This window comes from Xanthobacter sp. BG11Y11_SDJG (assembly GCF_057364445.1).
On sequence record NZ_JBNFNU010000005.1, the window covers coordinates 1 to 26,818 of the forward strand.

Annotated in this window: 29 protein-coding genes and 2 pseudogenes; 7 read left to right on the forward strand and 24 right to left on the reverse strand. The window is 66.9% G+C overall.

What is annotated here, in order from left to right; translation table 11 throughout:
• Nucleotides 1-208: 208 nt before the first annotated feature.
• From AC2W7M_RS01585 to AC2W7M_RS01630, 10 genes and pseudogenes are all read right to left on the reverse strand, one after another.
• Nucleotides 209-985, reverse strand: coding sequence for a lytic transglycosylase domain-containing protein (locus AC2W7M_RS01585; RefSeq protein ID WP_486129526.1), 777 nt, complete (start codon nt 983-985; stop codon nt 209-211).
• A 43-nt stretch (nt 986-1,028) separates the two neighbouring features.
• The gene (locus tag AC2W7M_RS01590) at nt 1,029-1,574 is read right to left on the reverse strand and encodes a S26 family signal peptidase (RefSeq protein WP_486129527.1); all 546 of its coding nucleotides are present in this window, start codon (nt 1,572-1,574) and stop codon (nt 1,029-1,031) included.
• Nucleotides 1,571-2,101 (reverse strand): DUF2840 domain-containing protein, encoded by a 531-nt coding sequence (locus tag AC2W7M_RS01595; protein ID WP_486129528.1) that lies wholly within the window; start codon nt 2,099-2,101, stop codon nt 1,571-1,573. Before AC2W7M_RS01595 ends, AC2W7M_RS01590 begins: the two co-directional genes overlap by 4 nt.
• Nucleotides 2,098-2,343, reverse strand: a complete 246-nt coding sequence (locus AC2W7M_RS01600; protein WP_486129529.1) for a hypothetical protein — start codon at nt 2,341-2,343, stop codon at nt 2,098-2,100. Before AC2W7M_RS01600 ends, AC2W7M_RS01595 begins: the two co-directional genes overlap by 4 nt.
• A complete protein-coding gene (parA, locus tag AC2W7M_RS01605) occupies nt 2,340-2,993 on the reverse strand; it encodes a ParA family partition ATPase (RefSeq protein WP_486129530.1) in 654 nt (217 codons plus the stop codon). The genes AC2W7M_RS01600 and parA overlap by 4 nt, the downstream gene beginning before the upstream one ends.
• A pseudogene (locus tag AC2W7M_RS01610) lies at nt 2,990-4,110 on the reverse strand (replication initiator protein A). Before AC2W7M_RS01610 ends, parA begins: the two are co-directional and overlap by 4 nt.
• Nucleotides 4,111-4,124: 14 nt before the next feature.
• Nucleotides 4,125-4,403: a helix-turn-helix transcriptional regulator gene (locus AC2W7M_RS01615; RefSeq protein WP_486129531.1), complete on the reverse strand. Its 279-nt coding sequence runs from the start codon at nt 4,401-4,403 to the stop codon at nt 4,125-4,127.
• Nucleotides 4,404-4,542: 139 nt separating this feature from the next.
• A complete protein-coding gene (locus AC2W7M_RS01620; RefSeq protein WP_486129532.1) occupies nt 4,543-4,881 on the reverse strand; it encodes a DUF2285 domain-containing protein in 339 nt (112 codons plus the stop codon).
• Nucleotides 4,882-5,010: 129 nt separating this feature from the next.
• Nucleotides 5,011-5,310, reverse strand: coding sequence for a transcriptional regulator domain-containing protein (locus AC2W7M_RS01625; protein ID WP_486129533.1), 300 nt, complete (start codon nt 5,308-5,310; stop codon nt 5,011-5,013).
• A 119-nt stretch (nt 5,311-5,429) separates the two neighbouring features.
• Nucleotides 5,430-5,687, reverse strand: coding sequence for a DNA -binding domain-containing protein (locus AC2W7M_RS01630; protein ID WP_486129534.1), 258 nt, complete (start codon nt 5,685-5,687; stop codon nt 5,430-5,432).
• Between the two features lie 182 nt (nt 5,688-5,869).
• Here AC2W7M_RS01630 and AC2W7M_RS01635 point away from each other — a divergent pair, with 182 nt between their 5' ends.
• Nucleotides 5,870-6,088: a helix-turn-helix domain-containing protein gene (locus AC2W7M_RS01635; protein WP_393986146.1), complete on the forward strand. Its 219-nt coding sequence runs from the start codon at nt 5,870-5,872 to the stop codon at nt 6,086-6,088.
• Nucleotides 6,089-6,133: 45 nt separating this feature from the next.
• Here the strand turns inward: AC2W7M_RS01635 and AC2W7M_RS01640 are convergent, their stop codons facing one another.
• From AC2W7M_RS01640 to AC2W7M_RS01680, 9 genes and pseudogenes are all read right to left on the reverse strand, one after another.
• Nucleotides 6,134-6,460, reverse strand: a complete 327-nt coding sequence (locus tag AC2W7M_RS01640; protein WP_486129535.1) for a DUF736 domain-containing protein — start codon at nt 6,458-6,460, stop codon at nt 6,134-6,136.
• 587 nt (nt 6,461-7,047) lie between these two features.
• On the reverse strand, nt 7,048-7,515 hold the full coding sequence (locus tag AC2W7M_RS01645) for a hypothetical protein (protein ID WP_486129536.1): 468 nt from the start codon (nt 7,513-7,515) through the stop codon (nt 7,048-7,050).
• Between the two features lie 122 nt (nt 7,516-7,637).
• Nucleotides 7,638-7,805, reverse strand: coding sequence for a hypothetical protein (locus tag AC2W7M_RS01650; protein WP_486129537.1), 168 nt, complete (start codon nt 7,803-7,805; stop codon nt 7,638-7,640).
• 385 nt (nt 7,806-8,190) lie between these two features.
• Complete coding sequence (locus AC2W7M_RS01655; protein ID WP_486129538.1) at nt 8,191-9,111, reverse strand: DUF2493 domain-containing protein; 921 nt, start codon at nt 9,109-9,111, stop codon at nt 8,191-8,193.
• Nucleotides 9,112-9,437: 326 nt separating this feature from the next.
• The gene (locus AC2W7M_RS01660) at nt 9,438-10,457 is read right to left on the reverse strand and encodes a DUF7146 domain-containing protein (RefSeq protein WP_486129588.1); all 1,020 of its coding nucleotides are present in this window, start codon (nt 10,455-10,457) and stop codon (nt 9,438-9,440) included.
• On the reverse strand, nt 10,369-12,645 hold the full coding sequence (locus AC2W7M_RS01665) for a ParB/RepB/Spo0J family partition protein (RefSeq protein ID WP_486129539.1): 2,277 nt from the start codon (nt 12,643-12,645) through the stop codon (nt 10,369-10,371). Before AC2W7M_RS01665 ends, AC2W7M_RS01660 begins: the two co-directional genes overlap by 89 nt.
• A 171-nt stretch (nt 12,646-12,816) precedes the next feature.
• Nucleotides 12,817-14,010 carry a DUF932 domain-containing protein gene (locus AC2W7M_RS01670; RefSeq protein ID WP_486129540.1) on the reverse strand — a complete coding sequence of 398 codons (1,194 nt, stop codon included), beginning with the start codon at nt 14,008-14,010 and terminating at the stop codon, nt 12,817-12,819.
• A 301-nt stretch (nt 14,011-14,311) separates the two neighbouring features.
• Nucleotides 14,312-15,719: pseudogene (gene chrA / locus AC2W7M_RS01675) on the reverse strand (chromate efflux transporter).
• Nucleotides 15,720-15,796: 77 nt separating this feature from the next.
• Nucleotides 15,797-16,789, reverse strand: a complete 993-nt coding sequence (locus AC2W7M_RS01680) for a chromate resistance protein ChrB domain-containing protein (RefSeq protein WP_486129541.1) — start codon at nt 16,787-16,789, stop codon at nt 15,797-15,799.
• Between the two features lie 98 nt (nt 16,790-16,887).
• Between AC2W7M_RS01680 and AC2W7M_RS01685 the strand changes: the two genes are divergently transcribed.
• The 6 genes from AC2W7M_RS01685 (at nt 16,888) to AC2W7M_RS01710 (ending at nt 21,175) form a co-directional block, all read left to right on the forward strand.
• Nucleotides 16,888-17,859: a Fe-Mn family superoxide dismutase gene (locus tag AC2W7M_RS01685; protein WP_486129543.1), complete on the forward strand. Its 972-nt coding sequence runs from the start codon at nt 16,888-16,890 to the stop codon at nt 17,857-17,859.
• On the forward strand, nt 17,856-18,554 hold the full coding sequence (locus tag AC2W7M_RS01690) for a hypothetical protein (protein ID WP_486129545.1): 699 nt from the start codon (nt 17,856-17,858) through the stop codon (nt 18,552-18,554). Before AC2W7M_RS01685 ends, AC2W7M_RS01690 begins: the two co-directional genes overlap by 4 nt.
• Complete coding sequence (locus AC2W7M_RS01695; protein ID WP_486129547.1) at nt 18,551-18,967, forward strand: hypothetical protein; 417 nt, start codon at nt 18,551-18,553, stop codon at nt 18,965-18,967. Before AC2W7M_RS01690 ends, AC2W7M_RS01695 begins: the two co-directional genes overlap by 4 nt.
• A 107-nt stretch (nt 18,968-19,074) precedes the next feature.
• Nucleotides 19,075-19,461, forward strand: a complete 387-nt coding sequence (locus AC2W7M_RS01700) for a hypothetical protein (RefSeq protein ID WP_486129549.1) — start codon at nt 19,075-19,077, stop codon at nt 19,459-19,461.
• A 22-nt stretch (nt 19,462-19,483) separates the two neighbouring features.
• Nucleotides 19,484-19,930, forward strand: a complete 447-nt coding sequence (locus tag AC2W7M_RS01705; RefSeq protein ID WP_486129551.1) for a chromate resistance protein ChrB domain-containing protein — start codon at nt 19,484-19,486, stop codon at nt 19,928-19,930.
• A 15-nt stretch (nt 19,931-19,945) separates the two neighbouring features.
• Nucleotides 19,946-21,175, forward strand: coding sequence for an MFS transporter (locus AC2W7M_RS01710; RefSeq protein WP_486129553.1), 1,230 nt, complete (start codon nt 19,946-19,948; stop codon nt 21,173-21,175).
• A gap of 9 nt (nt 21,176-21,184) precedes the next feature.
• On the opposite strand, the gene AC2W7M_RS01715 is transcribed toward AC2W7M_RS01710, so the two are convergent.
• The 5 genes from AC2W7M_RS01715 to AC2W7M_RS01735 form a co-directional block, all read right to left on the reverse strand.
• On the reverse strand, nt 21,185-22,519 hold the full coding sequence (locus AC2W7M_RS01715; protein ID WP_486129555.1) for a hemolysin family protein: 1,335 nt from the start codon (nt 22,517-22,519) through the stop codon (nt 21,185-21,187).
• 90 nt (nt 22,520-22,609) lie between these two features.
• Entirely contained in the window at nt 22,610-23,314 is a 705-nt protein-coding gene (locus tag AC2W7M_RS01720; protein WP_486129557.1) for a HoxN/HupN/NixA family nickel/cobalt transporter, read from the reverse strand.
• Between the two features lie 91 nt (nt 23,315-23,405).
• Nucleotides 23,406-25,298, reverse strand: coding sequence for a heavy metal translocating P-type ATPase (locus AC2W7M_RS01725; protein WP_486129558.1), 1,893 nt, complete (start codon nt 25,296-25,298; stop codon nt 23,406-23,408).
• A gap of 12 nt (nt 25,299-25,310) precedes the next feature.
• Nucleotides 25,311-26,498 carry a nickel/cobalt efflux transporter gene (locus AC2W7M_RS01730; RefSeq protein WP_486129560.1) on the reverse strand — a complete coding sequence of 396 codons (1,188 nt, stop codon included), beginning with the start codon at nt 26,496-26,498 and terminating at the stop codon, nt 25,311-25,313.
• 7 nt (nt 26,499-26,505) lie between these two features.
• Nucleotides 26,506-26,787, reverse strand: coding sequence for a metal-sensing transcriptional repressor (locus AC2W7M_RS01735; RefSeq protein ID WP_486129562.1), 282 nt, complete (start codon nt 26,785-26,787; stop codon nt 26,506-26,508).
• Nucleotides 26,788-26,818 lie beyond the last annotated feature (31 nt).

Sequence of the window (26,818 nt, forward strand, 5' to 3'; positions counted from 1 at the left end):
CCCGCAAAAGAAGTCCATCACCCGCCTCCTGCGTTGCGTAACGCGGGAGATTTTACCGGGCGGCGAAGCTGTTGGTGGCGCGCTCTTCGGCGGGGAACCGTCCTGCCGATTACGGGCGGCAATCGAACGGTCGTTTCCCAGCCCTTCCGTCCCGCCGTTCGCTCGAACAGCAGAAAGCCCGACAGGGTGCGAATGCGTCTGTTCGTGATCATCGCGCACCTCCGGAGCCGGCGCGCGCGACGAAGAGGCCTTCCGCGTGCGGAGCGATTGCCGAGACGTCGTGCACATCAGGTGTCGGCCGAGCGTAATCCGTTGACACCGGATCTACGGTCGACGTGCGCTCCAGCTGTATTGCGAAGATCGGAGCTTGAACCCAGGACGGTGTCTCGACCGCCGGCGGAGCGGGCGACTTCAGTGCAGACGGCTCGGCCTCGCCGCGCGCGATGTCCGGCGCGAGCTTATCGACATAGGCGCGCGTCTCCGGTGGCAGGGCACGCCCCTTTCGCGAGGCCTCATAGCGGCCAGGCCCCGCATTATAGGCGGCAAGGAAGCCGGGATTGCCGTAGCGATCGAACAGCTCCCGCAGATAGGCGGCCCCGGCCATGATGTTGTCATGGGGATCGAAAGGATCGTCGCCGAGGCCGTAATGGATGCGCAGTTCGCCCCAGGTCTCGGGCATGATCTGCATCAGCCCCATGGCGCCCCTGGGCGACGTCGAGCGCGCGTCCCCGTCACTCTCCGCGCGCAGTACAGAGCGGATCCAGGGGGCGGGTATGTCGAAGCGCTCCGCGGCTTCCGCGATGAGATCGGCGTAGCGATCGATGGGAGACGGGGATTTCTGTGTTGCCGGAGCGTCCGTCGCGAGTGTAGCCGTCGCCCAGCTCAAGGGCATCCCGGAAAGGAGAAGGATGACGGCGGCACGGCGGCTTCCACGCAACTTGAGAAACCGGCGGGCGACAGGCGAAGTCAATCTGGTCCGCGGCATGGCGTTCTCGCGAAGCTCATGAAGGTGGAGGGACGGATCGCGCTCAACGCGTCGGCGCGCGCCAGACGAAGTGGCTGTTGCCCGCCTCGTCGGTGTAGATCGGCATGGCGCGGCCGATGACGGTGCTGGCCGGAAGCGGTCCGAAGTAACGCCCGTCTAGGCTGTCGGGCACGTCGAAGTTCATGAGGAAGAGTTCTCCTTCGGCGACGCGCCGGCAGCCGCGCCAGACCGGCAGTGGACGGCCCATGCGGTCACGCTCCAGCGCCTCGCCGTAGGCCACGCCATCCACGGTGATGATGCGCTCCCTGCGGCAGACCTCCTGCCCGGGGAGCGCCGCCACGCGTTTCATCAGCGGCACGCCGGTGCCCACATAGCCGCGCTCCACCAGGAAGCGGGCGAGCGCAGCCGGCGGCTTGATAGCGAGGAGGTCCGTAACCTCGAGCCTGCGCGCCGGCTCGATAGCGTAGAGCCCGATGGGCGCGCTGGCGGAGACGTTCCACACCAGCTTCAGCGGTGTCGGAATGAACGAAGCGGCCGCGACCCCCATCACCGAGAAGTACGTGACCATCACATAGCCGAAGCGGGTCATGCCTCGCACTCCCGGCGCTTGAGCCATGCCTCGTGGTGCTCGACCGAGTACGCGCGCGGCATGTGACCGGCTACCAGGCGGTTGTGGACATGGCGCCAATGGTCCGGTGCCACGTCCGCGCCATGGATGCCGAGGGTGTCGACGGCATCCATGTGCTGGAGCACCTTCTCCACCTTCGGCCAGCCGTCGGCGCGCAGCAGGATTTCTCCGCCGGGGCGTACGAAGGGCAGCGTCTGGTAGGCCTCTCCCGGTGCGACCGCGCGCACGATGTCGATGCGCGACACCACGGTGCCAAAGTCGTTCGCCGCCCAGCGGACAAAGGCGAAGATGGAGTTCGGCGCGAACGATACGATGCGGCGGCTGCGGTCGAGTGTCTGCGCATGGACTGGCCGGCCGAAGCGGATCCAGTTCTCGATGCGCTTCTCGATCCAGGTCAGTTCCACATGGGTGAGCGGGTCGGCGGTTGGCGCAGCCGGCGCCGGGGCGACTGTGCGGGGCACGCAGGACGACACGGACGAGCCGGTCATGACGCATCTCCTGAGGTGGGAGGAAACTCGCGGGCGAGGAGATCGCGGAGCATGTCCGCGACGGTCTGGCCGCGGCCGAAGGCGGCAATCTTGATGCGCCCGCGCAGGTCAGGCGTGACGTCGATGGTGAGCCGCGCGGTGAAGGCACCGTCGCTCGACGGCTTCATTTCCGCGGCCTTGATCCAGTGCTCTGGATCGGCCGGCCGGGCGGCAAAGCCCTGGCGGGTGGGTCGTGTGCTCATGGCGCAGATCCCGGACCGGCGAGGTGGTCAATCTCCGCCGCGAGGGCCGTCACCTCCTGCACCGCCGGCCCGCCGGCGTCGAGCTCACCGACAAGCCGTCCGGACTGCGCTGACATGGCGAAGGCGACGCGCTGGCCGATGGTGGTGGCGAGCACAGGCGGATCGTGATCCGCCAGCGTCTCGGCGGTCTCACGAGCGAGCACCGTGCGGGCACCGCACCGGTTCAGCACGAACCGTGCGGCGAGCTCCGGCCGATAGATGCGGGCCTCATTCAGGAGAGCGAGCATCTCGGCCGAGGCCCAGCCATCAAGCGGAGACGGCTGAACCGGGATCAGCACCAGGTCGGCCGCGAGCAGGGCCGAGCGCATCAGGCCGGCGACGCGGGGCGGGCCGTCGATGACGATCATGTCGGCGTCCCGCGCCAGCTCGGGAGCTTCCCGGTGCAGCGTGTCGCGGGCGAGGCCGACGATGCCGAACAGGCGCGGCAGACCCTCGCGGCTGCGTTGCTGCGACCAGTCGAGAGCAGAGCCCTGCGGATCGGCATCGATGAGGGTGACGCGCAGGCCGCGGCTCGCCCACGCGCCGGCGAGGTGTAAAGCGAGCGTCGTCTTGCCGACACCGCCCTTCTGGTTGAGCAGAGCGACGATCATCGGGGCGTTCCCGACCGACCGGACGCAGCTACGAGGGATTTTCCGACCAGAATCGCGTCTTTACGGAAAGCCTGACCGTGCTCATCCTCGAGCGAGGCCGCTGCGGAGCGGCTATTCACATCGGCTTCGCGCGCAGAAAAGTTAGAATCTACGTTAGACTCTAAGTTAAGGGCGCGATTTTCATTTTCGGTGCATGGATTTAAGTCGGGTTTCGGTTCCCGATAGCACGAGGGTGCGGTTCCTGATGGCACGTGCCTTGGGGTTCCTGATGGCACGAGACAATCCACAGTCTGTCCACAGGCCGGCTCGAAGGCGAGCAGCGTGCGGGCGCGCCCGTGAGCTCCAGGAACAGGGTGTAGCCGGGCAAAGGCTGGCGGCGGATGATGTCCCGGAGCTCGAAGGCGAACCGCTTGAAGGGCGATAGGCTGCCGGATTTCAGGTGGAGGTGATGGAAGTCGAAGCGCCAGCCGTCGGGTTGATGACCGCCATGCTTGCGCACAAGCCGATAGAGCCAGCGGTCGAGCCCGCCCGTCAGCGCGAAATACGCCCGGTCGATGGTGAGGACGAGCGCGTCCTCGACGATGGCGCAATAGAACCAGTCGGGGACGATGAGCTCGATGCCGGCGGGCCTGCCGTCGTGGTCCATGCGCTCCTTCCATTCGTTGATCCAGGAGAAGCGGTGACGCCGCCCCTCCGCCCGCTGGCGGATGGAGGTGGACACGGTGGTGGACTGCAGCCGGTCGAGTGCGGCCTTCAGGCGCTGGTAGTCCCGGAGCGAGGTGCCGCGCCCCACGAACCTGAGGATTTCGTAGGGCGTGGCTGCCATGAAGCGCGACGTGCGCAGACCGGCGTCGCGCGCTTCGACGATCTGGCTGGCCGCCCAGATCAGGATGTCGGCATCCCAGATGGTCGCCATGCCGTGGTCGGGCACCGCCTCGACCCGGATGGCGATGTCGCCCGCCGCAAAATCGATGGGGACGACCCGGTGGGTCTTGGCCAGGGAAAAGAAGGGGTAGGCCATGAGATCCTGCGCATCGCGGGGCGCGAATACGCCCGGGAGCGCGCGGAACAGCTCAAGCTGTCTGCCGGGCTGAGGAGAGCGGTGCGGTGCTGCCATGACGAAATGGCCGCTCAGCGCGCGAGGCTGCCCGGCAGAACGCCGGACATCGAATGACGCTTCGCTGGCAGGACGGTGCCGCGGGGATCGGAGGTGGAGGTGACCGCACCGCGGGCGACCCAGGCCTGCAGGTCCTCGACGGAATAGACGACGCGCCCGCCGAGCTTGCGATAGGCGGGACCGGTCCCGTAGGTGCGGTGCTTCTCGAGCGTCCGGGGCGACAGGCTGAGAAAGACGGCAGCTTCCTTGGTGCGCAGATAGCGCGGCGGCAGCAGGACAGCGTCGGGACGCATGGGTCGAACCTCCGTGAGCGATCTCGGACCGCTGGGCGTCAGCGGCGGATGGCGATCACGGTGGCGAAGGGCACCCGTCGTGGGGGATGGGGAAGTTGAGGGGCGTAAAATCCCCACCCCTGAGCCAGCGGGGATGAAGCTATGGTCGTCGGCGATGATGCAGGAGCTTGAGATAGCCGCCGCCGATCAGGGCGCGGCCGCCCTTCACGAGACCGATGACCTGGTCGCGCAGCGACGAGGTTTTCCAGGGCTCGGAGATAACGCGCCTCTCGCCGTACAGCGCGAAGGCGATGTCGCGATAGCTGGCGCCGTCAGCGCGTCCATCGGCGGCCAGCATCATGGTGCGCAGACGCCGCCGCTGCTGTGCGGTGAAGCGGGTGTCAGTGAGCGCCGGTCGACCTTCGACCATGCGCCAGAAACGGGTCAGCACCTCCACCCGCCCCATCATGTCCGCGTCCAGCGGGATGAGCGCGGCCATCGGAGTGTCACGACGACTGCCCGGCAGGAAAAGAAGCTGGAACGCCTGATCGGCACGACCAACGACGGCGTATACGCCTCGGCGCTCTCTCTGACCGTAGAGATGCTATCGAATACGATCGTCTGCGTATCAGGCTCGAAATCGGGAGAGGGGCCGAGAAGCACGACGGCCGGATTGACGCGGGCCGACCACAGAACGGTCTGCTCCACGGCGCTTTGAGATGGCCGTGCCGCGAAATCGCAGCCCCCAACGCTGCTCCACCTCCCGGGGGAGCGGCTCGGTGTCGGTGCCGGTGGTCACGATGGACTGGTAATGACCCTGATAGGCTTCGTCCCGGCGCAGGCATTCCCAGGCGAGGCCTTCGACGGACAGGTCGTCGAAGTAATCGTAGCTGGCGTTGTCCCGCCAATGCGATGTGTCCGGCTTCATTCCCTCGGCTCCGCATCAGTGGCGTGCGTGTCGTGCAAGGACAATCTGGGATTGAGCAGGGTCTGGGAAGTTCGCCGGAGGGCATCGCGTGATGCGCTGGCGGCATCACCCCTGCCGCCTCAGGCTGGGCGGCGGAGCAGGTCTTTGAAGCCGCCGGCCGCCACCCAACGGGCGCGGGCAAGATGGCTGTCATGGACATGACGGGCGCGTTCGGGCTCCCGCGCCGCGTCGATGCCGAACAGCACCGCGGCGATCTCCTCCCAGCCGGCGCCATCCGCCGTCGCGTCCAGAAGGCGCGCATAGAGCCTGATGTGCGCCCGGTCGTAGTCCGAAAGCTCGGGCCCGGTCGGTGCGTTGTCCTCGAACGCCTCGGTCATGTCTCCCCGCCTGTTCATGCCCAGCGTCATCGGCGGTTTTAGCTGAGGCACGATGGGTGCGCGAGCGCACACTTTGAAAGTGCGCCAAGCCAATGCGGCCGGGCGCTCCAAACCATTCGGGCCACACAAATACATATTATAGTTGATAAGACCCAAGGGTGTAAATTGCGATCCGTCTGCGCATGGACATGCGCAAGCTGGTCGGCCGGAATTTCGCGCGCCTGCGTCAGGAGAAGGGCCTGACCCAGGAGGACGTGGAAGCGCGCTCCGGCTTCAGTCAGCAATACATCAGCGGCCTGGAGCGCGGTCGGCGAAACCCCACCGTCATCACCCTGTACGAGCTGGCCCAGGCCTTGGGCGTCAGCCACGAGGAGTTGGTGCGTGCGGACGGCAAGGACTGAACCGCGGGAAAGCCCCGGCCGGAGCCGGCCGGGGCGTTGGGCGGCTCACTCGCCGCGTCGCCCGCTGGGGCGGGACCAGATCAGCGAGAAGGTGTCGCCGTCCTCGTCGTCGAAGAGGTTGGCGTAGATCGGGGCGTTGAAGCTCGGATCGTCGAGCTTGAGGCCCAGATAGTCGCGGCCCTCGCTGGAGCGCTTGGACCAGGCGGCGCCGATCTCGATCCGGCCCACCAGGATCCGGTGGCTGGGAGCGTTCTCGCCGTTGGCGCGCAGGTCGGGGACAATGCGCACGCCCTTGGCCTGGACGCTGAGGGTGACGATCTCGCCGGTGAACTCGTTCGCGCCGGTCTTCTTGAAGGTGCCGATGGTGGCCATTGTCGATCTCCGTTTTCCGTTTCCGAGCCCGCACCGTTGCAGCCTCGATGGCGATCGAAGGGCCACAGGCGACCGACGCCGCACCCACCGGGGTCCCCGGCGCGCTTGGCGCATGGTGGTGCTCGGGGCCGCAGCACAGCGGAGGACGGCGCAATAGCGACTTTCTTGTTCCGCGCGGAATGGGCGATCCGGGCCCCCGAAGGGGTGGTCGTCCAGGGGAAGAAAGTCGGGATGCGCCGTTGCGGCATAGGCGGTCGAGGCGCAGCCGTCCTGCGGCCAGATCCGCCCATCAGAGAGGCCGTACGGAGCGGGCGATGACGGAGGCGAGACGGAGAGGATAGCCGCTGTCGGTGCCATAAGAGAGGGAACGGAAACTTCGGCGTAAGTCCCGGTGGCTGGTGGCATGGCGAGCCTTCGTCGCGATCCAGATGCTGAACCGGTCGCTTCCGAGGCCCGGAGAGTAAGCGCGTGGTAGGGCACCGCCTGTCCCTCGTTTCGGCTGGGGAAAATCGCTGGTCACCAACGCTCCCGCGCTTCACAGCCCCTCGTCGCAATGGCTCCAGGACGAAATGGGCGGGCCTCCGGAGCTACTGATACTCTCCTGGGAGCTGGGCCTGGGCGCGCGAAGGAGACCCGGCTGTTTGGGCGGGCGCCGGCACCTTCGTGACCCGCTTGAACGCCGCAATGCCAACCGCCACCGCACCTATTGCGGCGAAGGCGGCCTGCCAGATGTTTGACGGCACGAAGTAGCGAACGATGCCGAAGGTGACGCAGTAGCCGCAGACCATGGCCGGGATCACGAACGCGACCGCGACGATCGCTCTTGCCCAAAGGGAGCGGGTCATCAGGATCAGGAAGTGACCGGCGCCGAAGACAAGGAGGGCGGCGGCGGTCCCTAGAACGACAGCCCCAATGGCGCCTGCACCGCGCTGATAGGCCCAACTTGCCGCCGAGATCCCCATGATGACGGGGAGTGCCAGGGTCGCGAGCTCGAACAGCAGCCAACAGAACAGGCCCGCGGCAATGCAGGCGATGATGATAACGGGAATGATCATGGTGGTGGCTCCGCAAAGCTGGGGCGGTCGCGCCTCCACCACCACCGCGGCGCGACAACCAGCATAGCAACCGAAGAAGTCTCCCGGAATCCTTGAGCTCGGAATATTCGGGACGCCCTCCGTTATCTGGCGAAGGGATCAATCTCCCAGACGATCTGGGAGGCATCGCCATCGAACTCGTCGGTAGGAACGACCGACAGGCTGCCGTCTCCGGCACGGAAGATCACGATGACGACCATCAGGGTCTTGGCGAGGCTGAAGGCGAAGGCCTGTGCATCGGTGGAGGACATGGGGTCCGGCTCCTGCTCGAAGCGGAGGACCATCCCCCGCTGACAGGCGCCCGATGGGTCCGGCCGTGGGCCGCGATCACCGCGATCGCGAAGCGGGAGCGGCGGCACGCTGTGCGTAGCCGACCCCTTGAGGGTTGATGGCACCAGGCCCTCGGCCGGCACCTAAGGATCTGCGCAGGAAAGCGGGGGTGGCCTCTTGCTCGAAGAGCACCGGGTGCAGCCATTTGCCTGCATGGTCAGGCTCAGGAGGCGCGTTGAGCTCCACCCGTGATGGGTGTTGGTCCCGCTCGCCTGTCCGCTGAAAATCGATGACGGGAACCGCATTCTCGTGAAAAGCGATAAGGCTGCGTGAAATCCAATTCCCAAGTGGGAGGAACGGCAGCGCTCATGCGCCGCCCGACCCGAACCGATAGACCGGGATGCCGAGCTTGCGGGCCTTGTCGGCGAGATTGTCCTGGATGCCCGTGCCGGGGAAGATGATGACCCCGATGGGCATGACCGAGAGCATCTGGTCGTTGCGCTTGAAGGGAGCGGCCTTGGCGTGGCGCGTCCAGTCCGGCTTGAAGGCGACCTGCGGTACTTTGCGGGCATCGGCCCAGCAGGCGGCGATCCTTTCGGCACCCTTGGGTGAGCCACCGTGCAGCAGCACCATGTCCGGGTGCTTCGCGCGGACCTGATCGAGCTTCGCCCAGATGAGCCTGTGGTCCACCGTGTCGCCTCCGGAGAAGGCTATCTTCGGACCTGCGGGCATCAGCACCTCGGTCTCCGACCGCCTGCGGGCGGTGAGGAAGTCGCGGCTGTCGATGAGAGCGGCGGTGAGATGCCGATGGTTCACCAGCGATCCGGAGCGCGGGCGCCAGGCTGAGCCGGTGTGCCGCTCGAAGGCATCGGCGGCTTCATCCCGCATCAGCTCGAAGGCATCGCGGCGCTCCATGAGGCTCTGCCCCTCGATGATCAGACGTTCCAGTTCCACCGAGCGCACCTCGCTGCCGTCCTGCTCCTGCTGGCTACGGCGCTGATCCTGCTCGTTGTCGTCGAGCGCACCGGAGATCCGGCCGGCGGCACGGTGGAAGAGTTGGACCGTCGACCACAGGAGATCGGGAAGGTCGGGCTCCAGGCGGGTATCCTGAAGCGTCGCGATGAGAGCATCGAAGACGTCGGCGATGGCGCCGGTGATGCGGTCGGCCTCGGGAAGGGGCCGGGGATCGGGTTCGTCCTCGAAGGGGCGGTAGCCGTAGAGCTGAAGTTCCTGCAGCAGGTGATCGGTGGGAGAAGAGGCGTGGGGTTCGTCGTGCTCTGCGCTCATGGGAGGCTCCGTCGGTTGGACCGCAGCCTTGCGGCCTTCATGGCGACGAACCCGGCGGGCGGGACGGACCTGCACCCCGCGGGACGCGCGGGGCCGGAGCGCGAGCGGAGGATGGCGGAGGCCGGGGATTTTGCTTCGCGATGGAACGCCGCGTGTCGGGGCCCTGCGACGCCTGCGTCGTAGGGAAACACCGGCGACGGAAAATCACCGGCCGGAGCCATTGCCGGTCCGGGACGACTGCCGGCCGATCGCCCTCTGGAAGGCCTGACTGGGGACCTTTCCGATGACGGGGAAACATTCACGCGCAGGGCGAGAGCGAGTCCGCTTCACCGCGCCCTGGATTCCCGGCGCAGCATCATGAAGCAGGTAACGTCCTCGGGTGCGATCTGACCTCGAATACTGGCCCGGACCGTATCGACACCAAAGACGCGCAGATCCTCGTTGAAGTCTCCGAGAGCTGGTGAGAGCACGATCGCCTCAATTCCGGCGAAAGCCGCTCGTGCGATGAGGCTGTCCCGCGCCCTGTCCCCGGCCGTATCATTGTCGCGAGCGATGTAGAGCCGCCGCAGCCCTGGCGGAAAGGCGATTGCGACGAGGTGCGCGGCAGAGAGCGCCGCCGCCATCGGGAGGTTAGGCAGCACACAGCGGAGGGAGAGGATGGTCTCGATGCCCTCGCCGGCGGCCATCACATCGTCCGTACTACCGAAACGAACCGCGTGCCCGAGCAGGTGCCCCATGGCGCGCCGGGGCGTGGCGATGCCCGCCTTGTCCGACCCATCGGGAGCGAGCCATGTCCGGTGGATGCCCATGACCCGTTCCCTGAGATCGGTAACGGCTGCGATCATAGCCGGCAGGGGTTGAATGGGCCCGTGCGTAGCCGGGCGATAGAAGCAGCGAGGATGAAAGCGCAAGCTTCCGGTTTCGTGCAGAGCCGTGATGCCGCGGTTCCGCAGATACGTCTCCACGATTGTGCCCGGAATCGGCTGCGCGGCTGCAAAGAGCCGTCGTGCCGAGGTGACCGGATCACGTGAAGAACATTGCTTTCCGCCATGGGGAGCTTCCGCGTCTCGTGAGATTGGTGGAAGGCGCAGAAATGCTTGAGCCTCGGCGAGCACGTCGGCGAAGCTGGACAGGCCCTGGCTCTCCCGGATGACGTCGAGGAGATCACCGTGCTCCCCCGTGGCCGCATCGGTCCATTTTCCGGCAGGGCCATTCGCGCTGTCTCGCAGCCGCACGAACATGGAGCGCCCGGGCGTGTTACGAACATCGCCCACCTGCCAATAGTGCCCCTGGCGGCGACCCGCGGAGAGATAATGGCGGCAGACTGCCTCCGCCTGCCGCCCCAGCCGCCGGGCGAGATCGTGCGCAGCATCCGTCATGGGGACGCTCCAAGAAAATGGCCCGCCGTCCGGGCCATGCGATAGGGGGGATCGCGGAGCCACAGGCGGCGGGCCAGATTGCCCGGGGAGGATTATTCGGCAGCGATCGAGGAGGAGATCGCTTCGGGCTCCTCAGTGTCGGCGAGGTCCTCGCTGTCGGCCATGGCGTTTCGCCGTCCTTCTCCGCCGTCTCTTCGCCGGTGGTGTCGGAGGGCTGGGTCCGCAGCGCCTCCGGGAGCCAGCCGCTGTCGGCAAGGAGTGCTTCTGCCTCCCGCGCCATGTCGCCCTTCTTGAGGTGGGCGATCCGCTCGGCCGCGCGTTCGCCCTTGGCCTCGGTCACCGCCTGCAGGATGCGGGCCTTGGTGACCCGGCCCAGGAAGGTGTCCACGGTGGGCTTCCACCCGGCCGCCGCCATGTCGAGCGACACCGCCTGCGCCAGCCGGTCGGCATGGGCAAAGGCGCGCGGACGCCGGTTCCACGCCTCGTGCATGGCATTGACCGAGAGACTCACCACATGGGCCAACAGTGCGGCCCGGCTGTCGTGGTCCCACCCGCTCAAGGTGTCCCAGAGCGTGCCCGGCTCCTTCGGCAGAGCCTTGGCCCAGCTCTCATGCCGGACACGAATGGACTCGGCGGAGACGCTGTCATTGAGGCCCGGCGCCTGGGCATTGAACGAGACGCTCTTGAGATCGAGCTCAAGGCAGCTGTCCGAGCCATAGGCGTAGAAAGCCTTCAGCGTCAGGGCATGGACCGCGGCGAGGAAGGCGACATCGGGCTGTTCGCCGAGCGCATGGCGCAGACCAAGGGTGCGATGGGTGGTCAGCTCCGTGAGCAGCCGGTCGGAGATGGACGTGAGGCCGTCTTCTTCTTCGGACACGGCACGAGTATCGGACGCTACCGCCTCCTGGCGAGGGGACGAGAGCGCATCGGTGGAGACTTCGGTCTCGGTGGAAGTGTCATGCACTTCTTCGACCGGCACTTCATCCTCCGGGCGGACATAGCCCCGCTCCACCCGGAGCTTGCCATCCTGCGCGATGCTGACGAAGGCGCCGGCCCTGGCGACCTCCGTCGGATCGAACGTGAGGGGCCGCGTCTCGAAGACCTCCAGCATCGCTTCAAGCTCACCGAGCCGGGCATCCACCTCCGGGGGGAGTTCGTCGGCATCGGCATGCTCTTCGGAGAGGCGATCGTATTCCGCTCGGGCGGTCACCCGCGCAGCTTCCTCCTCTTCGGTCAGGGGCGTCGGCTCACCCCGCAGCTGGCGCAGGCCATAGGTGTGGCCATAGGCGAAGTCCGGCGCCACTTCGATCCACTTCCAGCCTTCGCCTCGGATCCCATCGGCCTCGGCAACAAGCTTGTCCGCCACCATCCGGTCGACGAGGGTCACATCCTGCAGCCAGCCACCGTCATCCCCCTGGAACAGGTCGCGCAGCACCGTGCCGCCGGCCATCTCGTAGGCCTCGATGCCGATGAAGCGGGCCCGCTTGTCGGATGCCCGCACCGCGCCCTCCGTCAGCATGCGCCGGATGACATAGGGCTGCTTGTCGTAAGCCTGGGCGAGACGCTCCAGCACCTGCTCCTGCCGCTCATGATCGCCCGACACGGTGAAGGCCATGAGCTGGTCAAGGGTGAGGCCATCCTCGGCATAGGCGTCGAGGAGCTTCGGGGAAAGCGATGCAAGCTTCAGCCGCTGCTTCACCACTGCCACCGAGACGAAGAAGGCCGCGGCGATCTCCTCTTCCGACTGGCCCTTCTCCCGCAAGGCGAGGAAGGCGCGGAACTGGTCGAGGGGATGGAGAGGGGCGCGCTGGACATTCTCGGCCAGCGAATCTTCCTCTGGGATGCCGCCCTCACGGACAATGCAGGGGATCGGCGCGGTCCTGGCGAGGCGCTTGCGCTTCACCAGCAGTTCCAGCGCCCGATAGCGCCGCCCGCCGGCCGGGATCTCATACATGCCGGTCTCGACGCCATCGGCATCGACCACGGCGCGGACATTGAGGCCCTGGAGCAGGCCCCGTCGGGCGATGTCCTCGGCGAGTTCCTCGATGGAGACGCCCGCCTTCACCCGGCGGACGTTGGACTGGCTGAGCACCAGCCTGTTGAAGGGGATGTCGCGGGAGGACGAAAGGGTGATCTTCTGAACGGTCGTGGCCATGAGATATTGCTCCGCGACGGGCGGCCGAGAACCTCTCTTTGGCTTCCACCCGTCACGAAGCACGGCGCCGCCCTCTGCCTCTGAGGACGGCGCCGCAGAACCGATGATCCGGAATGCCGGGACCGCACGAAGCCGGAGACACGACATTCCGCATCTCCGGCATTGCGGATCTCAGGAGGCGCGATCGAGCAGCTTCTTCGCCGGCTCCAGATCGAGGCGGGCGTCCTGGTGCGCCTTGTCCCGCGCCACCGCGGTGATGCCCTGCACGAAGTCGAAGACGCTTTCGGGCTTCCTCCCCTCTTCGGCGAGGACGGTGTCGATGACCTTCTGCGTCTCGGCCTTGGAGAAGCCCTTGCTGCGCAGGAACTCGGTACGGTCCTCGTCTGTGCGCGCCACGATGCGCTCGCGTGCGGCCTTGATGCCGTTGACGAAGGGCATAGGAGAGGAGTTGGCGAAGCGCTCCAGGGCCGGCGCGGCCTGATGGGCGAAGCGGGATGCGGCATACTTCGAGTGTCGGATGGTGATCTCCTCGAAATCCTCGACGCCCCAGAGGTTGCGGTTCTGGCAGACCGCCCTGAGATAAAAGCTGGCGATCCCCAGCGTCTTCGCACCCACCTCCGAGTTCCAGCAATAGAAGCCTCGGAAGAAGAGGTCCGGGGAGCCATCAGGCAACCGCCCGGCCTCGATGGGATTGAGATCGTCGACCAGGAACAGGAACACGTCCCGGTCCGAGGCGTAGAGCGTGGTGGTGTCCTTCGTGATGTCGACGTTGGGATTGTAGATGCCGGTCGACCAGTTGAGCAGACCGGGTACCTTCCAGCGGGTGTCGCCGGTGCCGTTGCCGGCGATGCGGCGCACGGCGTCCACCAGTTCATGGTCATAGATGCGGCCGTAGTCAGGGCCGGTCACTGCCCGGAGTTCGACGCGGCCGTCTTCCACCTCCAGCGTCTTGACCTGCTCAGCGCGATGCGCGAGCAGGCCGTGCTGCAGATTGATGCCGGCGAGCGGAGCCGGAAGCTGACGCAGATAGGCAGCGGGCGCGCCGATGAGGCTCGCGAGCTGGCCGAAGCTCCAATGGGTCGGGGCAACAGGAGCCTCCGCCCCCGGCAGCGCGAGCATCAGCCGGTCCGGAGCCTCCCGGCTCGCCTCGACGCGAATAGCCGCGCTCTCCACGGTGCGCGTCCGGCTCCGGTCGGACCGGCCGCGCACCGCGCCATACAGCTCAGACAGGGACAGATAGCGCTCGTCCGCAGGCCGGGAAAACCACTCGGAGGACACACGGCCGTTCCGCTCGCCGCGGCTCGCATCCACCTTGTAACCGCCGGCCGCTTCCCGGCCCGCATCTAAAACCTGAACCTCAGTCATGGGACCAAACTCCACGACGGCCGCCGGGAGCTTCTCTCCCTGCCCTCAACCCGTCGCGGAAATCCGGTCCAACCTCTCACTCTCGATCGCGCGGATGAGGGGCTCAACCTCCACGCCCCAAAACGCGTCGCTCCGATGGATGGCATCCCGCCGCATTGACGCGAGAGAGGGCGATGCTGCCATTACCTCTGGAGTGCGCCAATGGCGGTCCTTCGCTTGCACGCCAATTCCGGACGTTCCCCTTGGCTCCCAAGTGCAAGTTGAGACCGCGCCATTCGCGTCCCCTCGGAGCAGCATAGAGCTACCCCAAACCGCCCAGGAGCCCATAGACAAGCCCCAGCATCGAGCAGCCCGCGAGCACCGTCAGCACTCCGAGATGGAAGCGGAAGATGGCGATGATGGCGGTCAGCGCGAGGAGCAAGGATGCCGGCCGGATCGAAGAGAGCGCTGGCACGTCCAGGCTCAGCCCAAGCGCGTCCAGAGTGGTCATCTCCCGGAAGAGCACGTGCATGGCGAACCAGACCGCGAGGTTAAGGATCACGCCCACGACCGCCGCCGTGATCGCGGCCAGCGCGGCAGACAAAGCCTTGTTGCTGCGCAGGGTCTCCACATAGGGCGCGCCGATGAAGATCCACAGGAAGCAGGGCACGAAGGTCACCCAGGTGGTGAGCAACCCGCCGAGGGTGCCGGCCAGGAGAGGTGGCAGGCTGCCCGGATCGCGATAGGCGCCGAGGAAGCCAACAAACTGCACTACCATGATCACCGGCCGGCGTCGTCTCGGCCATGCCGAGGCCGTCCAGCATCTCACCGGGCTTCAGCCAGCCATAGGTGTCCACCGCCTGCTGGGCCACATAGGCCAGCACCGCATAGGCGCCACCGAAGGTGACCACCGCCATCTTGGAGAAGAACACCGCAATGTCGCTGAACGCATTGCCGGGGCCGAGCAGCAGCACCAGCGCCGCCACCGGCACCAGCCAGAGCGCGAGGAAGATGGCGCCGATCTTCAGAGACCAGCTGGCCGGCGGGCGAGCGTGATCCGGCACCTCCTCGCCGAGAGCCGTGTCGGCATCGGCCACCTGCGTCGCACCGAACTTCGCATGCCCCTTGCCCGGCTGGAATGCCGCGAGCCCGGCCCGGCCCCCGAGATAACCGATGATGCCGGCGGCGAGCACCACCAGGGGAAACGGCACCTGGAACACGAACAAGGCGACGAAGGCACTGGCTGCCAGCGCCAGCATCACGTTGTTCCTCAGTGCTCGCTTGCCGACGCGGGACACGGCTTCCAGCACGATGGCCAGCACCGCAGCCTTGAGACCGAAGAACAGAGCCTCAACCGCGAGCACGTGACCGAACAGCACATAGATCCAGCTCAGCGCCATGATGGCGACCATGCCGGGCAGCACGAACAGGGTGCCGGCGACGAGCCCGCCCTTGGTGCGGTGGAGCAGCCAGCCGATATAGGTGGCGAGCTGCTGCCCCTCGGGACCGGGCAGGAGGGTGCAGTAGTTGAGGGCGTGCAGGAAGCGCTCCTCGCCGATCCAGCGTTTCTCCTCCACGATGATGCGATGCATCATGGCGATCTGCCCCGCCGGGCCGCCGAAGCTCAAGGCGGCGACGCGTGCCCAGACGCGGCAGGCCTCGCCGAACGAGATGCCGTGCCCCGCAGGAGCGGTCTGAGGGGGTGCGTCGTTGAGGTCCTGATCCGGCACAGCCGGGCTCAGGGCCGGCACCGCTCGGGCGCCGTCCAGATTGGCCATGATGTCTCTCCCTGGGTTTTCGCGCGGCGCTAGGGGCGCCGGGCGCGGAAATAGTCGTAGAGCGTGTCGAGCACCCCGGCGCCCTTGACGAGGCGCTGGGCGTCATCCGGCTCGCTCAAGGCAATGCCGGCAATGAGGCTCGATATGCCGCCGGCCTCCTCGCGGCCGAACTTGCTGTCCTTGAGATCGATGTCGTGGACGATCTCTCCGACCGCCTGCAAAGCGGGATCAGCAAGGCCGGTGCGGCCGAGCAGCACCTCGAAGCTGCAGCGGTCCCCCTCGTGGGTGATCTCACCCTCGAACATGTCGAAGCGCAGTTCTCCGGGCTTCGGCACATAGCCTTTACCGGGGGCAAAGCGGATCTGGGCATCGGGGTCGATGAAGCGGCGGATCAGCCAGCCGCAGGCAATGCGGTCCACATGCACGTCGCGCCGCGTCACCCACACGTGCCCCTTGAGGGCGGCGAGAGGATCGGAAACGGCCGGCAGGGCGGCAGACGGCGATGCCATGGGTGCGTCCTCCGCGGTTCGGGCCTCGAGGGCAGCGATGAGGCCTTCGGCGACGATGCGACCGGTAGAGCCAAAAAAATCGATGGAGGCGATGTCCGCGAGCCGCCGTCGCAGGCGGCCGGTCTGGGACCGCGCCTCGGCCCGCCTCTCGGCGCCGGCGTCCGCATCGAGCGCGGCGTCGATGCCGCGGGCCTCTTCCGAGATCGCGCCATAGTCCGTGTCCCGCGCCGCATCGAACAGGGCTCTCACCTGGGCGTCGGTCAGGCCGTCCACGAGCTTCGCCTCGCAGACCATCGCCTCGCCGCCTCCGGCTGCGATCTCCTTCACGAGCCACTGGAAATCCTCCTGTGTCTCGGCCGACGCCGGCAACGCATAGACCGAGCTCTTCACAGCCACCGCTCCGATGCCCTGCAGCCGCCGCCAGATCTTCACGCGGAAGTAGGCCGGCTTGGTCGGGAGCTGGTGGATCAGCAGCAGCCAAAGCTGCTCGGGGGTGGCGCTCTCTTCGCTCATGGAAAAATCGTATCACTGGAAATTTAGAATGCAACACTTGTATCAATTTTTATCGGAGCGTAGCGTTCGTCGCGTCGCGTGCCCTGAGCGAGGACGCCATGCACCGGATCCAACCATTGCCCTTCAAGCCGCCCCGCCTCGACGGACTCTCCGAGCGGCTGTTGGCGAGCCACTACGAGAACAATTACGGCGGTGCCGTCCGACGCCTGAACGCCATCGAGCACCGACTAGACGAGCTGGACTGGGGGGCGGCTCCGGTCTTCGACATCAACGGCCTGAAGCGGGAGGAGCTCGTCGCGGCCAATTCGGCGATCCTGCACGAGATCTATTTCGACGGGCTCGGCGGTTCGGGGGATGCGGCCGGTGATCTCGCCGCGGCCCTGGAGCGGGACTTCGGCAGCGTCGCCAGCTGGCGTGCCCGATTCACGGCTTGCGCCAAGGCGCAGGCGGGCGGTTCGGGCTGGACCTTGCTCGCCTGGTCGGAGCGCCACCAGCGCCTCATGATCCAATGGGCGGCGGACCACACGAACTGCCTCGCCGGCAGCGTGCCGGTCCTGGCGCTCGACATGTACGAGCACGCCTACCACCTCGATTTCGGGGCCAAGGCGGGGGCGTATGTGGACGCCTTCATGAGGAACATCCATTGGGAGCGGGTCGGCGCGCGTTTCCGGCGCCTGGCCGAGCGGCGATCCGAGGTGCCGTGGATCGAGCCAGCGACGGGCGACGACGGCGTTGCTCCCGAGGACCTGCTCGGCCGCCTCGATCGGCGGGAAGATCTCCTCGTGCTCGATGTCTGCCTCGCCGAGGATCTACCGAAGCGCAGCGACATGCTGCCAGGCGCGCTCCTGCGCGCCCCGGAGACCATCGCCGATTGGGCCGACGCCCTGCCCAGGGACAAGCCGATCGTCGTCTATTGCCTCTACGGCTTCCAGGTCAGCGGCGATGCCGTTGCCGAACTCCGCCGCCGTGGCCTCGATGCGCGCATGCTCCGCGGCGGGATCGCCGCCTGGCACGCCATCGGCGGGCCGACCGTCCCGTTCACTCGCAGCGACGGGAGGAGCACATCATGAAATGGACCACCCACGTGCCCATGCCGAAGGAAGGGCCCGTGACCCTGCGCACAGTGATCGCATCGGCACTAGCGCTTGCCGCGGTGACTGGCCCGGCTTCCGCCGAGACGATCACCTTCGCCGGCGCGCAGCCTGACGCTCTCCCCCAGGCATTCGTCTCCGCGCTGACGGGGAGTGGCATGCCCGGCCGCTGGGCCGTGGTCGAGGACGCCTCGGCCGAAGGCAACCGGGCCTTGGCCCAGTTGAGCGAGGACAGGACTGACAACCGCTTCCCCCTCGCCATCTACACGCCGACCTTTCCGGGCGACCTTGAGGTCCGCATCCGGTTCAAGGCGGTTTCCGGAGCGGTCGATCGGGCCGGCGGCGTAGCGCTCCGGCTCCAGGATGCCCGGAACTATTATCTCGCCCGGGCCAACGCGCTCGAGGACAATGTGCGCTTCTACCGTGTGACGGATGGCTGGCGCGAGGAACTGGCGGGGGCGAACGTCAAGGTCACGGCCGGCGCGTGGCATACCCTGTCGCTTTGGGCGCAGGGGAGCCGGTTCATCGCCTCCTTCGACGGCACGGTGCTGATCGACGCGCGGGACGAGACCTTCTCGACGCCAGGTCAGGTTGCCCTGTGGACCAAGGCGGACAGCGTGACCCGCTTCGACCGGATCGAGATCATGCCGCTGGCCGATGGAGCGAAGCCATGAGGGGGCAGAGTGGATCTCGTGTCGAGAGCCCCCGGGCCCCAATTCCGGCGTGGGCCGCAACTGCCGGGCTCCTGCTGGCCGTCTTCGTCGGCATAGGCCCGTCATATGCCGGCGACGCCTTCCGGCAGCTCAAGGGGGCGCGGATCCGGGCCGCGTTCTCCGGAATGGAGTTCACCGACGAGGTGCACTGGGTCGATCTTTATCGCCGCGACGGAACGCTTTCCTCGGCTTCGATGGGGCTGAAACGCACGGGGCGCTGGCGGCTCGATGGGGACAGCCTCTGTCTCGAATGGAAGGATGAGGAGACGCGCTGCTACGAGGTCTGGATTTCAGGCAAGTCGGTACAGCTTCGCCAGCCTGGTCACCCTGTGATTGACGAAGGCATCCTCCGCCCGCCCGCCGGACAACACTGACCGGTTCTTACCGGGCGGGTGAATCTCGCCTCTCGCAATGGCATCCGGCGCCGGCGCCGTGTGCCGGCACCACTACTGCCCTTTTGGGCTCGATCAGGAAACGCATCATGAAATGGCCGGCTTGCGCGCTGGCGATCACTGGCACCGTGGTCGTGATCACACTGGCTCATGGATCGGCCGCACATGCGCAGGCCGACTTCAAGCTGCTGGGCGAGAAGGACATTCGGGCCCGGGTCGTCGGCAAGGACATCACCGATTCCTCGCATTGGGCAAGCTATCTCCGCCCGGATGGCAAGCTCCTGAGCGATGAAATGGGTCGCACGTGGAGCGGGGTCTGGGAAATCCGGAAAGGCAGGCTCTGCATGTCGAATCCGACCAGTGCCACGCTTGATTGCTACGAAGTCTGGATGTCCGGCGCAACGATCCGGCTCCGAGGAGACAAGGGGGAAGAAACCCTCGACGCCGTCGTGGAGAGGCATCAAAGCCGCGATTGAAGCATCCAATAGGAGACTGCCCATGAAATGGATCACCCGCGCCCGCCCGGTCATCGACCGTATCGCCTGCCCCTGGCTGATCATGCGCTTCATCGACGAGGCGCCGGAATTTGTCTTCGCCCCGCCGGACGAGGTGATCCGATTGGCAGAGGAGATCGGGGCAACGCCCTTCGATGTGCCCGGCGTCGAACTCGGCCATGTGGGAGACAAATGCAGCTTCGACGCCTTCGTCGCAAAGTACGGGCTCGATCGTGACCCGGCGATTGCCACCCTCGCCGACATCGTGCGCGGCGCCGACACCGGCCGCCCGGACCTCACGCCCCAGTCGGCGGGCCTGCTCGCCATCTCCAAGGGCCTGCGCGAGGTGACGCCGGACGACCACGACCTCTTGAAGCGTGGTTTCGTCATCTACGATGCCCTCTATGCCTGGGCCGGCGGAAAGAGCGCGACGTATCCGGCTGCGGCCTGAAGAGGAATTGGTGCGGTGCCCCGAGCCCTGAACAATCCGGCGGCCGAAGATGAAGGCCTGTTCTCTCCCGTCTCGTCCCTCTATGCCGCGCGGGCGCTCAGGGATTTCGGCGACGGCTTCGTCGCCGTTCTCCTGCCGGTCTATCTCTCGGCGCTCGGGCTCGGCGCATTCGAGATCGGCGTGGTGGCGACCACCGCGCTGTTCGGCTCGGCGCTGATGACGCTCGCCATCGGCCTCCTTGGCCATCGCATCGACCGGCGCACGCTGCTGATCGCCGCGTCGGGGCTCATGGTGACGACGGGGCTCGCCTTCACCCAGTCGGCAAGCTACGGGGCCGTGCTGCTGGTGGCCTTCTGCGGCACCATCAACCCGTCGTCCGGCTCGGTGAGCATCTTCGTGCCCATCGAGCACGCGACGCTGTCCCATCTGGTGTCGGATAAGGCTCGGACTTCGGCCTTCGCGCGCTACAGCCTGGTGGGGGCCCTCGCCGCCGCGGTGGGCGCGCTGGCGGCCATGAGCCCGGACCTGATGGCGCAGTTCGGCCTCTCGCGCCTCGGCGCACTGCAAGCCATGTTCGCGCTCTATGCGCTGCTGGGCGTGGCCGGCGGGCTCTTCTATGCTCGCATCCCGCGCGCACCCGCTGTCGAGGACAGGCCTGCTGCGGCGCTCGGTCCGTCGCGCGGCATCGTCTACCGGCTTGCGGCGTTGTTCTCCATCGATGCGTTTGCCGGCGGGCTCGCAGTCCAGTCGCTGCTCGCACTCTGGCTGTTCACGCGCTTCGGCCTGTCGCTCGCCGAGGCGGGCACGTTCTTCTTCGTCTCCGGCGTGCTGTCCGCCTTTTCCTTCCCGGTGGCGGCGTGGCTTGCCCGTCGCATCGGGCTCGTGAACACCATGGTGTTCACCCACATTCCCTCCAGCCTATGTCTGATCCTGGCCGCAGTGGTGCCAAGCCTCGAGGTGGCGCTCGGCCTGCTGCTGGTGCGCTCCGCTCTGTCGCAGATGGATGTTCCGACCCGCTCGTCCTACGTGATGGCGGTGGTAACACCACCCGAGCGTCCGGCCGCCGCCAGCATCACCTCGGTGCCGCGCAGCCTTGCGGCGGCCCTAAGCCCCGCGCTGGCCGGCGCCCTGTTCGCCGCCGGCCATGAGGCATGGCCATTCATCCTCTGTGGGGTGCTGAAGATCCTCTACGATTTCGCTCTGCTCTGGGCCTTCCGGCACATCAGGCCGCCGGAAGAGCAGTAGCAGCGCAGGCTAGACGCCTGGCGGCGCGATCCGCTGTGCGAGCAGCTTGTCGATCCGCCGGCCGTCCATGTCGACGATCTCGAAGCGCCAGCCCTCATGCTCGAACTGTTCTCCGGTCTCAGGCAGGCGCCCGAGGCGCGCCAGGGCGAAACCGGCGATGGTGTGGAAGTCACCAGCCCCGGCGTGCGAGCGGAAGCCGAGGCGCTCAAAAGCCTCGTGGGCCGGCATCATGCCGTCGATCAGAAGGGAGCCATCGTCCCGCGCGATGATGTCCGGCTCCTCATCCTCGGTAGCCGGAAGATCGCCGGCGATCGCCTCCAGGAGGTCGGTCTGGGTGACGATGCCGTCGAGGCCGCCATATTCGTCGATGATGAGGGCGAGACGGACCGGCGCCGTCTTGAACCGCTCCAGCACGCGGAAGATCGGCGTCCCCTCCTGGACTACAACCGGCTCGCGCATGGCCGCCAGCGGGTCGAGCGGCTTGCCATCCAGCACCTGGTCGAGGAGATCCTTCTTCAGGATCATGCCAAGCGGCTCGTCTATGTCTCCCCGCCCCACCAGCAACTGCTCGTGCCGGCAGGCGCGAATGGTGCGCAGGATCTCGTCCTCGGGATCGTCGGCATCGACCCATTCCACGTCGCGGCGCGGCGTCATGATGTCCCCGATGGGCCGGGTGCCGATGGTCAGGACGCGCTCGACCACCTCCTGCTGGGCGTGCTGGAGCAGGCCCGCCTCCTGGCTCGCCGTCACCAGCAGCTTCAGCTCTTCGGGGGAGTGGAGCGAATCCTCGCCCGTCCCCGGACGCAGTCCCACCAACCTCAGGACGAGATTGCCGAGGCCGTTGAGAGTGACGATGGCCGGGCGCAGCACGAATAGGAACAGGCCAAGCGGTCGGACCACCCACAGCGCCGTGCCCTCGCTGCGCTGGAGCGCCAGGCTTTTGGGCGCCAGCTCGCCGAGCACGATGTGCAGCGTGGTGATGATGACGAAGGAGATGACCACGGCGACGGCATGGGAGCCGGCGGTGGCGAACGAGCCCGGCAACGCGCTGAGCAACGGCGCGATCAGGTGGGCGATCGCCGGCTCGCCGATCCAGCCGAGGGCGAGGGAAGAAATGGTGATGCCGAGCTGGGTCGCCGCCAGATTGGCATCGAGATTGTCCACCGCCCGCTGCAGGGCCGAGGCGTTCATCCGCCCGATAGCGACGAGTTCCGCCACCCGGCTGCGGCGGACGGCGACGAGAGAAAATTCAGCCGCGACGAAAAATCCATTGGCGGCCACGAGAACAAGCACGGCAACGATCCCGGCAAGGTCGGCGATACTACTGCCATCGGAACTGGGCATGGTCTCCCCTCAAGCGGCGAGGATGCCGCGGGCTGTTGAAATGCGATCGATCTATAGCACACAGGCCATGACGCCCCGGCCTCGACCGGCTTAGCGGATGAGCGGCCAAAGGCCGAGCAGGATTACCGCCAGGGCCGCGACCACCTCGAGGACGTGCCCGGTCCGCGCCCGCAGCACTTCGGTACGCGCCAACAGCGGAAGGAGCCGGGTGCGCAACAGCACAGCCAGCAGCGGGAACGACGCCACCGTGACGACCATGCCGGCGGCGAAAGTGCCGGACAGGACGAGCCCCGACACCAGCGCACCATGGGCCAGCGCATAGGTCATGATGAAAGTGGTGAGCGGGCACGGCACGAGCCCGGTGACGAAGGCCAGTGCAGGGCCGGACCGGTCGTGATCATGCGAGTGCGGTCGCACGGCGCGCCAAAGCAGCCATGCGCCCACCAGTACGATCAGCATCTGGCTCGCCTGCTCCAGCAGGGGCGCGCGGCCGGCGCCGCCGATGGTGTTGCGCAGGACGGCGAAGCCGCCAAGCACGAGAAGGACGGCGGAGCCCACATGGGTGAGAATGAGAACCGTGCTGGCGCCGAGCGCTCCTAGGAAGCGTCCATCTCCGGCATAATGGGAGGCGAGCACGGCCTTGCCATGGCCCGGCAGGAGAGCATGCAGCATGCCGAAGCCGAAGGCGGCGCCGATGAGCGCCGGCAGTCCGCCGACGCCCACCGTGCGCAGAGCGTTCAGCGCGTCCAGGGCGCCGCCATAGAGCCAGCGCTGCAGATCGAGAAGTGTTCCCATCAGAAGGAGTCTTGCCAACTGCCGATGGCTGTCTCGTGACGGCCCCGCTCGGTCTGAGGTGTTGTACCGGTGAAAGGGAGAACCTCCCGGCTCAGGCCCCCGGGATCTTTACCCGGAGCAGCTTCACCGAGTTCAAGAACACCAGGACATCGGGTCCGAGATGCAGAAACGCCGCCTGGATGGGGCCGATCCAGCCCATCAGCGCGGCCGTGATGCCGAGCAGGTGAACCACGCCGACGCCCACCCAGAGATTCTCCTGGATAGTCCGGTAGGCGCGCCGGGCGATGCTGCGTGCCGCGACGATCTTGCCAAGGTCATCCGTCATCAGCGCGATGTCGGCGGCCTCGAGTGCCGCCTGGGTGCCCCCTCCGCCCATGGCGATGCCCACCTCGGCCCGGGCGAGTGCCGGGGCGTCGTTGACGCCGTCGCCGACCATGGCGACCTTGTAGCCCTGCTTCTGCAATCCGGCGATGGCCGTGACCTTGTCTTCCGGCATGAGGTCGGCCTTGACCTCGTCGACGCCGATATCCGAAGCGATGGCCCGCGCCGTGGCGACGTTGTCGCCGGTCAGCATGACGATGCGCTTCACCCCGCCTTGCTTGAGCGCGGCCAGCGCCGCGCGCGCGCCGGGGCGCACGGTGTCGGCGATGAAGATCACCCCCGCGACCCTGCCGTCTACCGACACGTAGACCGGTGTGCTGGCGGCATCCTCTACGGCCCGGTCGATGGAAACGCCCGCCTCGCGCAGCAGGGCCGGATTGCCCACCAGCACCCGCTTGCCTTCCACCGTCGCCTTGACGCCGCGCGCCTGCAGCTGCTCGAAGCCGTCCGGCTCGGGAACCTCTATGTTCCGGCGCGCCGCGCCCTCCACCACCGCCTTGGCAAGCGGATGAGCCGAGCGCCGGTCCGCCGCTGCCGCCAGCCGCAGGAGATCAGCCTCGGAGATGGCCACATCGAACGGCTGGACCTTCACCACCTCGGGCTTGTTCGCCGTCAGCGTCCCGGTCTTGTCGAAGACCATGGCGTCGGCCTTGGCGAGCAGCTCCAGATGGAGGCCGCCCTTGATCAGGATGCCGCTGCGCGCGGCGCGCGCGATCGCGGCGATCATGACCAGCGGCGTTGCCAGGCCGAGCTCCGCCGGCGAGGTGAAGATCAGGAGAGTGACGACCTTCGAGACATCGCGCGTGACCAGGAACACGCCGATGAGGAAGACGAGCACCACCGGGATCAGCCAGCCCGCGACCCGGTCCGCCAGCTTCTGGACCGGCGCTCGTTCGGATTCGGCGTCCTCCACCAAGGCGATGATCCGCGAGAAGATGGTGTCGCCACCCACCTTGTCGGTGCGGACGTCGATCGCGCCGGATTCGACGATGGTGCCGGCGAAGACCTGCGCGCCCTCCGCCTTGTCCTGAGGCACGCTCTCGCCCGTGATGGGCGCCTGGTTGACCGCGGCGCTGCCACCGACGACCATACCGTCCACCGGGATTTTTTCTCCGGTGCGGACCAGGACGACCTCGCCGGGCTTCACCTGTGCGATGGGCACCGTGTGTTCGCCGCGATCATCACGCACCAGGGCGGTCTGCGGTACCGAGCCGATGAGCGACTTGATGGAGGCCCGCGCCCGGTCCGTGTTGAGCTCGGCGATGAACTCGGCGATCAGGATGATCACCATGAGGACCGCGCCCGCCACCGTTTCCCCACCAAACACGGCCACCAGCGTCGCGATGGTCACGAAGATCTCGGTGCCGATCTTGCGTTCGGTGAAGAGGTCGGTCAGGCCGGTTTTGACGAGGGGGTAGAGACCGACGGCAACCGCCGCCCAGAGCACATAAAGCGGAACGAGCTTCTGCCAGTACAGAAGCGCGATGAAGCCAGTCAGCACGATCCGCCCGACCTCGATCCAACGCTCCCGCGTCATCAAGCTCAAAATGCCTGGCTCCACGGGGTCAGGGGAGAAACCTTCGGCGACTTCCACGGCGCTCATGTCGCACCTCGCTCAACCATTGGTCCGAATTGTCGTCGAGGCAGGCGCCGCATGGGCGGAGAGTCCCGTCCAGCCGTGCCAGCCCACATAGAGGCCGACGGCGACGATCAGGACACCGGAGAAGTAGGGCGCCTTCCGTGCGAACGCGCCGAACCAGGAGAAGCGCTTCGCCGCATGGCGGACGCTGAGCGCCGCCGCCGCACCCACCGTGACGAGGGTCAGCGCAAGCCCGATGGAGAAGCACAGCACCAAAGCGAAGCCGAGGGTGAAAGCCTTCAGCTGCAAGCACAGCAGCAGCACCGTGATGGCCGCCGGGCAGGGAATGAGCCCGCCTGTCAGGCCGAACATGACGATCTGCCAGGTGGTGACGTTGCGGTCCGCGAACCGCCGGCGGATGTCGTTGGCGTGCGCTAGCTCGTGGGCATCCTGGTAGCCGCCGGTGGCGACATCGAGGCCCTCCAGCTCCTCATGCATATGGTCGTGACCCTCGCCCTCGACGAAGGAGAGGTCGTAGTCGTGGGTGTGGCCGCCATGGCCGAGGCTGACCCGCGCCATGAATTCGTGCGGCTCGGGAATCTCCTGGAGGGATTCGAGATAGGAGCCGCGGTCGGCGAAGGTGAAGGCCTGCCGCGTCCCGTCGGGCCGCTCGGTGGCGACCGTCACCTCATCGGCCGCCCAGGCGTGGCCGCTCTCGGTGCGGATGCGCCAGCGCGGCGGAACGCCATCCTCGAACACCTCGACGGCGATCACCCCATGGCCAGTATCGATGCGGCGGACGTCCTCCCCATGGGCATGGTGGGCGCGCCCGTGATGATGGCCGTGCTCATGATCGCCGGCGGCGGCCTGCGCGCGCCGCTGCTCCGAGAAGGTCCGCCACAGCATCCACACGGCGATGGCGATGATGATGGCCGCCGAGGCAAGCTGGAAATACGGCTCGAAAGCTCCGGCGTCGACGCCTTGCCACAGATACATCCCGCCGAGCGCGATGCCCCAGACCACGAGGGTATGGGACACCGTTGCCGCGAGCCCGAGCAGCACAGCCTGCGCCACGGTGCCACGAATGGCGACAATGAAGGCCGCCATCATGGTCTTGGAATGGCCCGGCTCCAGCCCGTGCAGCGCACCGAGCAGGATCGCGCTCGGGATGAACAGCCAGGCATGGGCGGAGCCCTGCTGGATCAGGTCGGCGAAGGAGGGCATGCGGCTCTCACAGGTATTTGGTGATTTCCTTGAACTCGTCGATGGAGCGGCGCTGCTCCCGTCCGAGTGGGCCCACCACGTCCTCAAGGCAATGGTCGAGATGGTCCTGGATCAGGGTCTTCTTGGCCTGGGCGATGGCCTTCTCCACAGCGTGGAGCTGCTGGGCGATGTCGAGGCAAGGGCGGCCCGTCTCGATCATCTCGATGATGCCCTTCAGGTGGCCGTCGGCGCGCTTCAGCCGCTTGACGATGTCCGGATGGGTTTCGTGGAGATGGGCCTGCTGGGTCATGGCTTGATACTATCCCCCTGGAGGGGATATC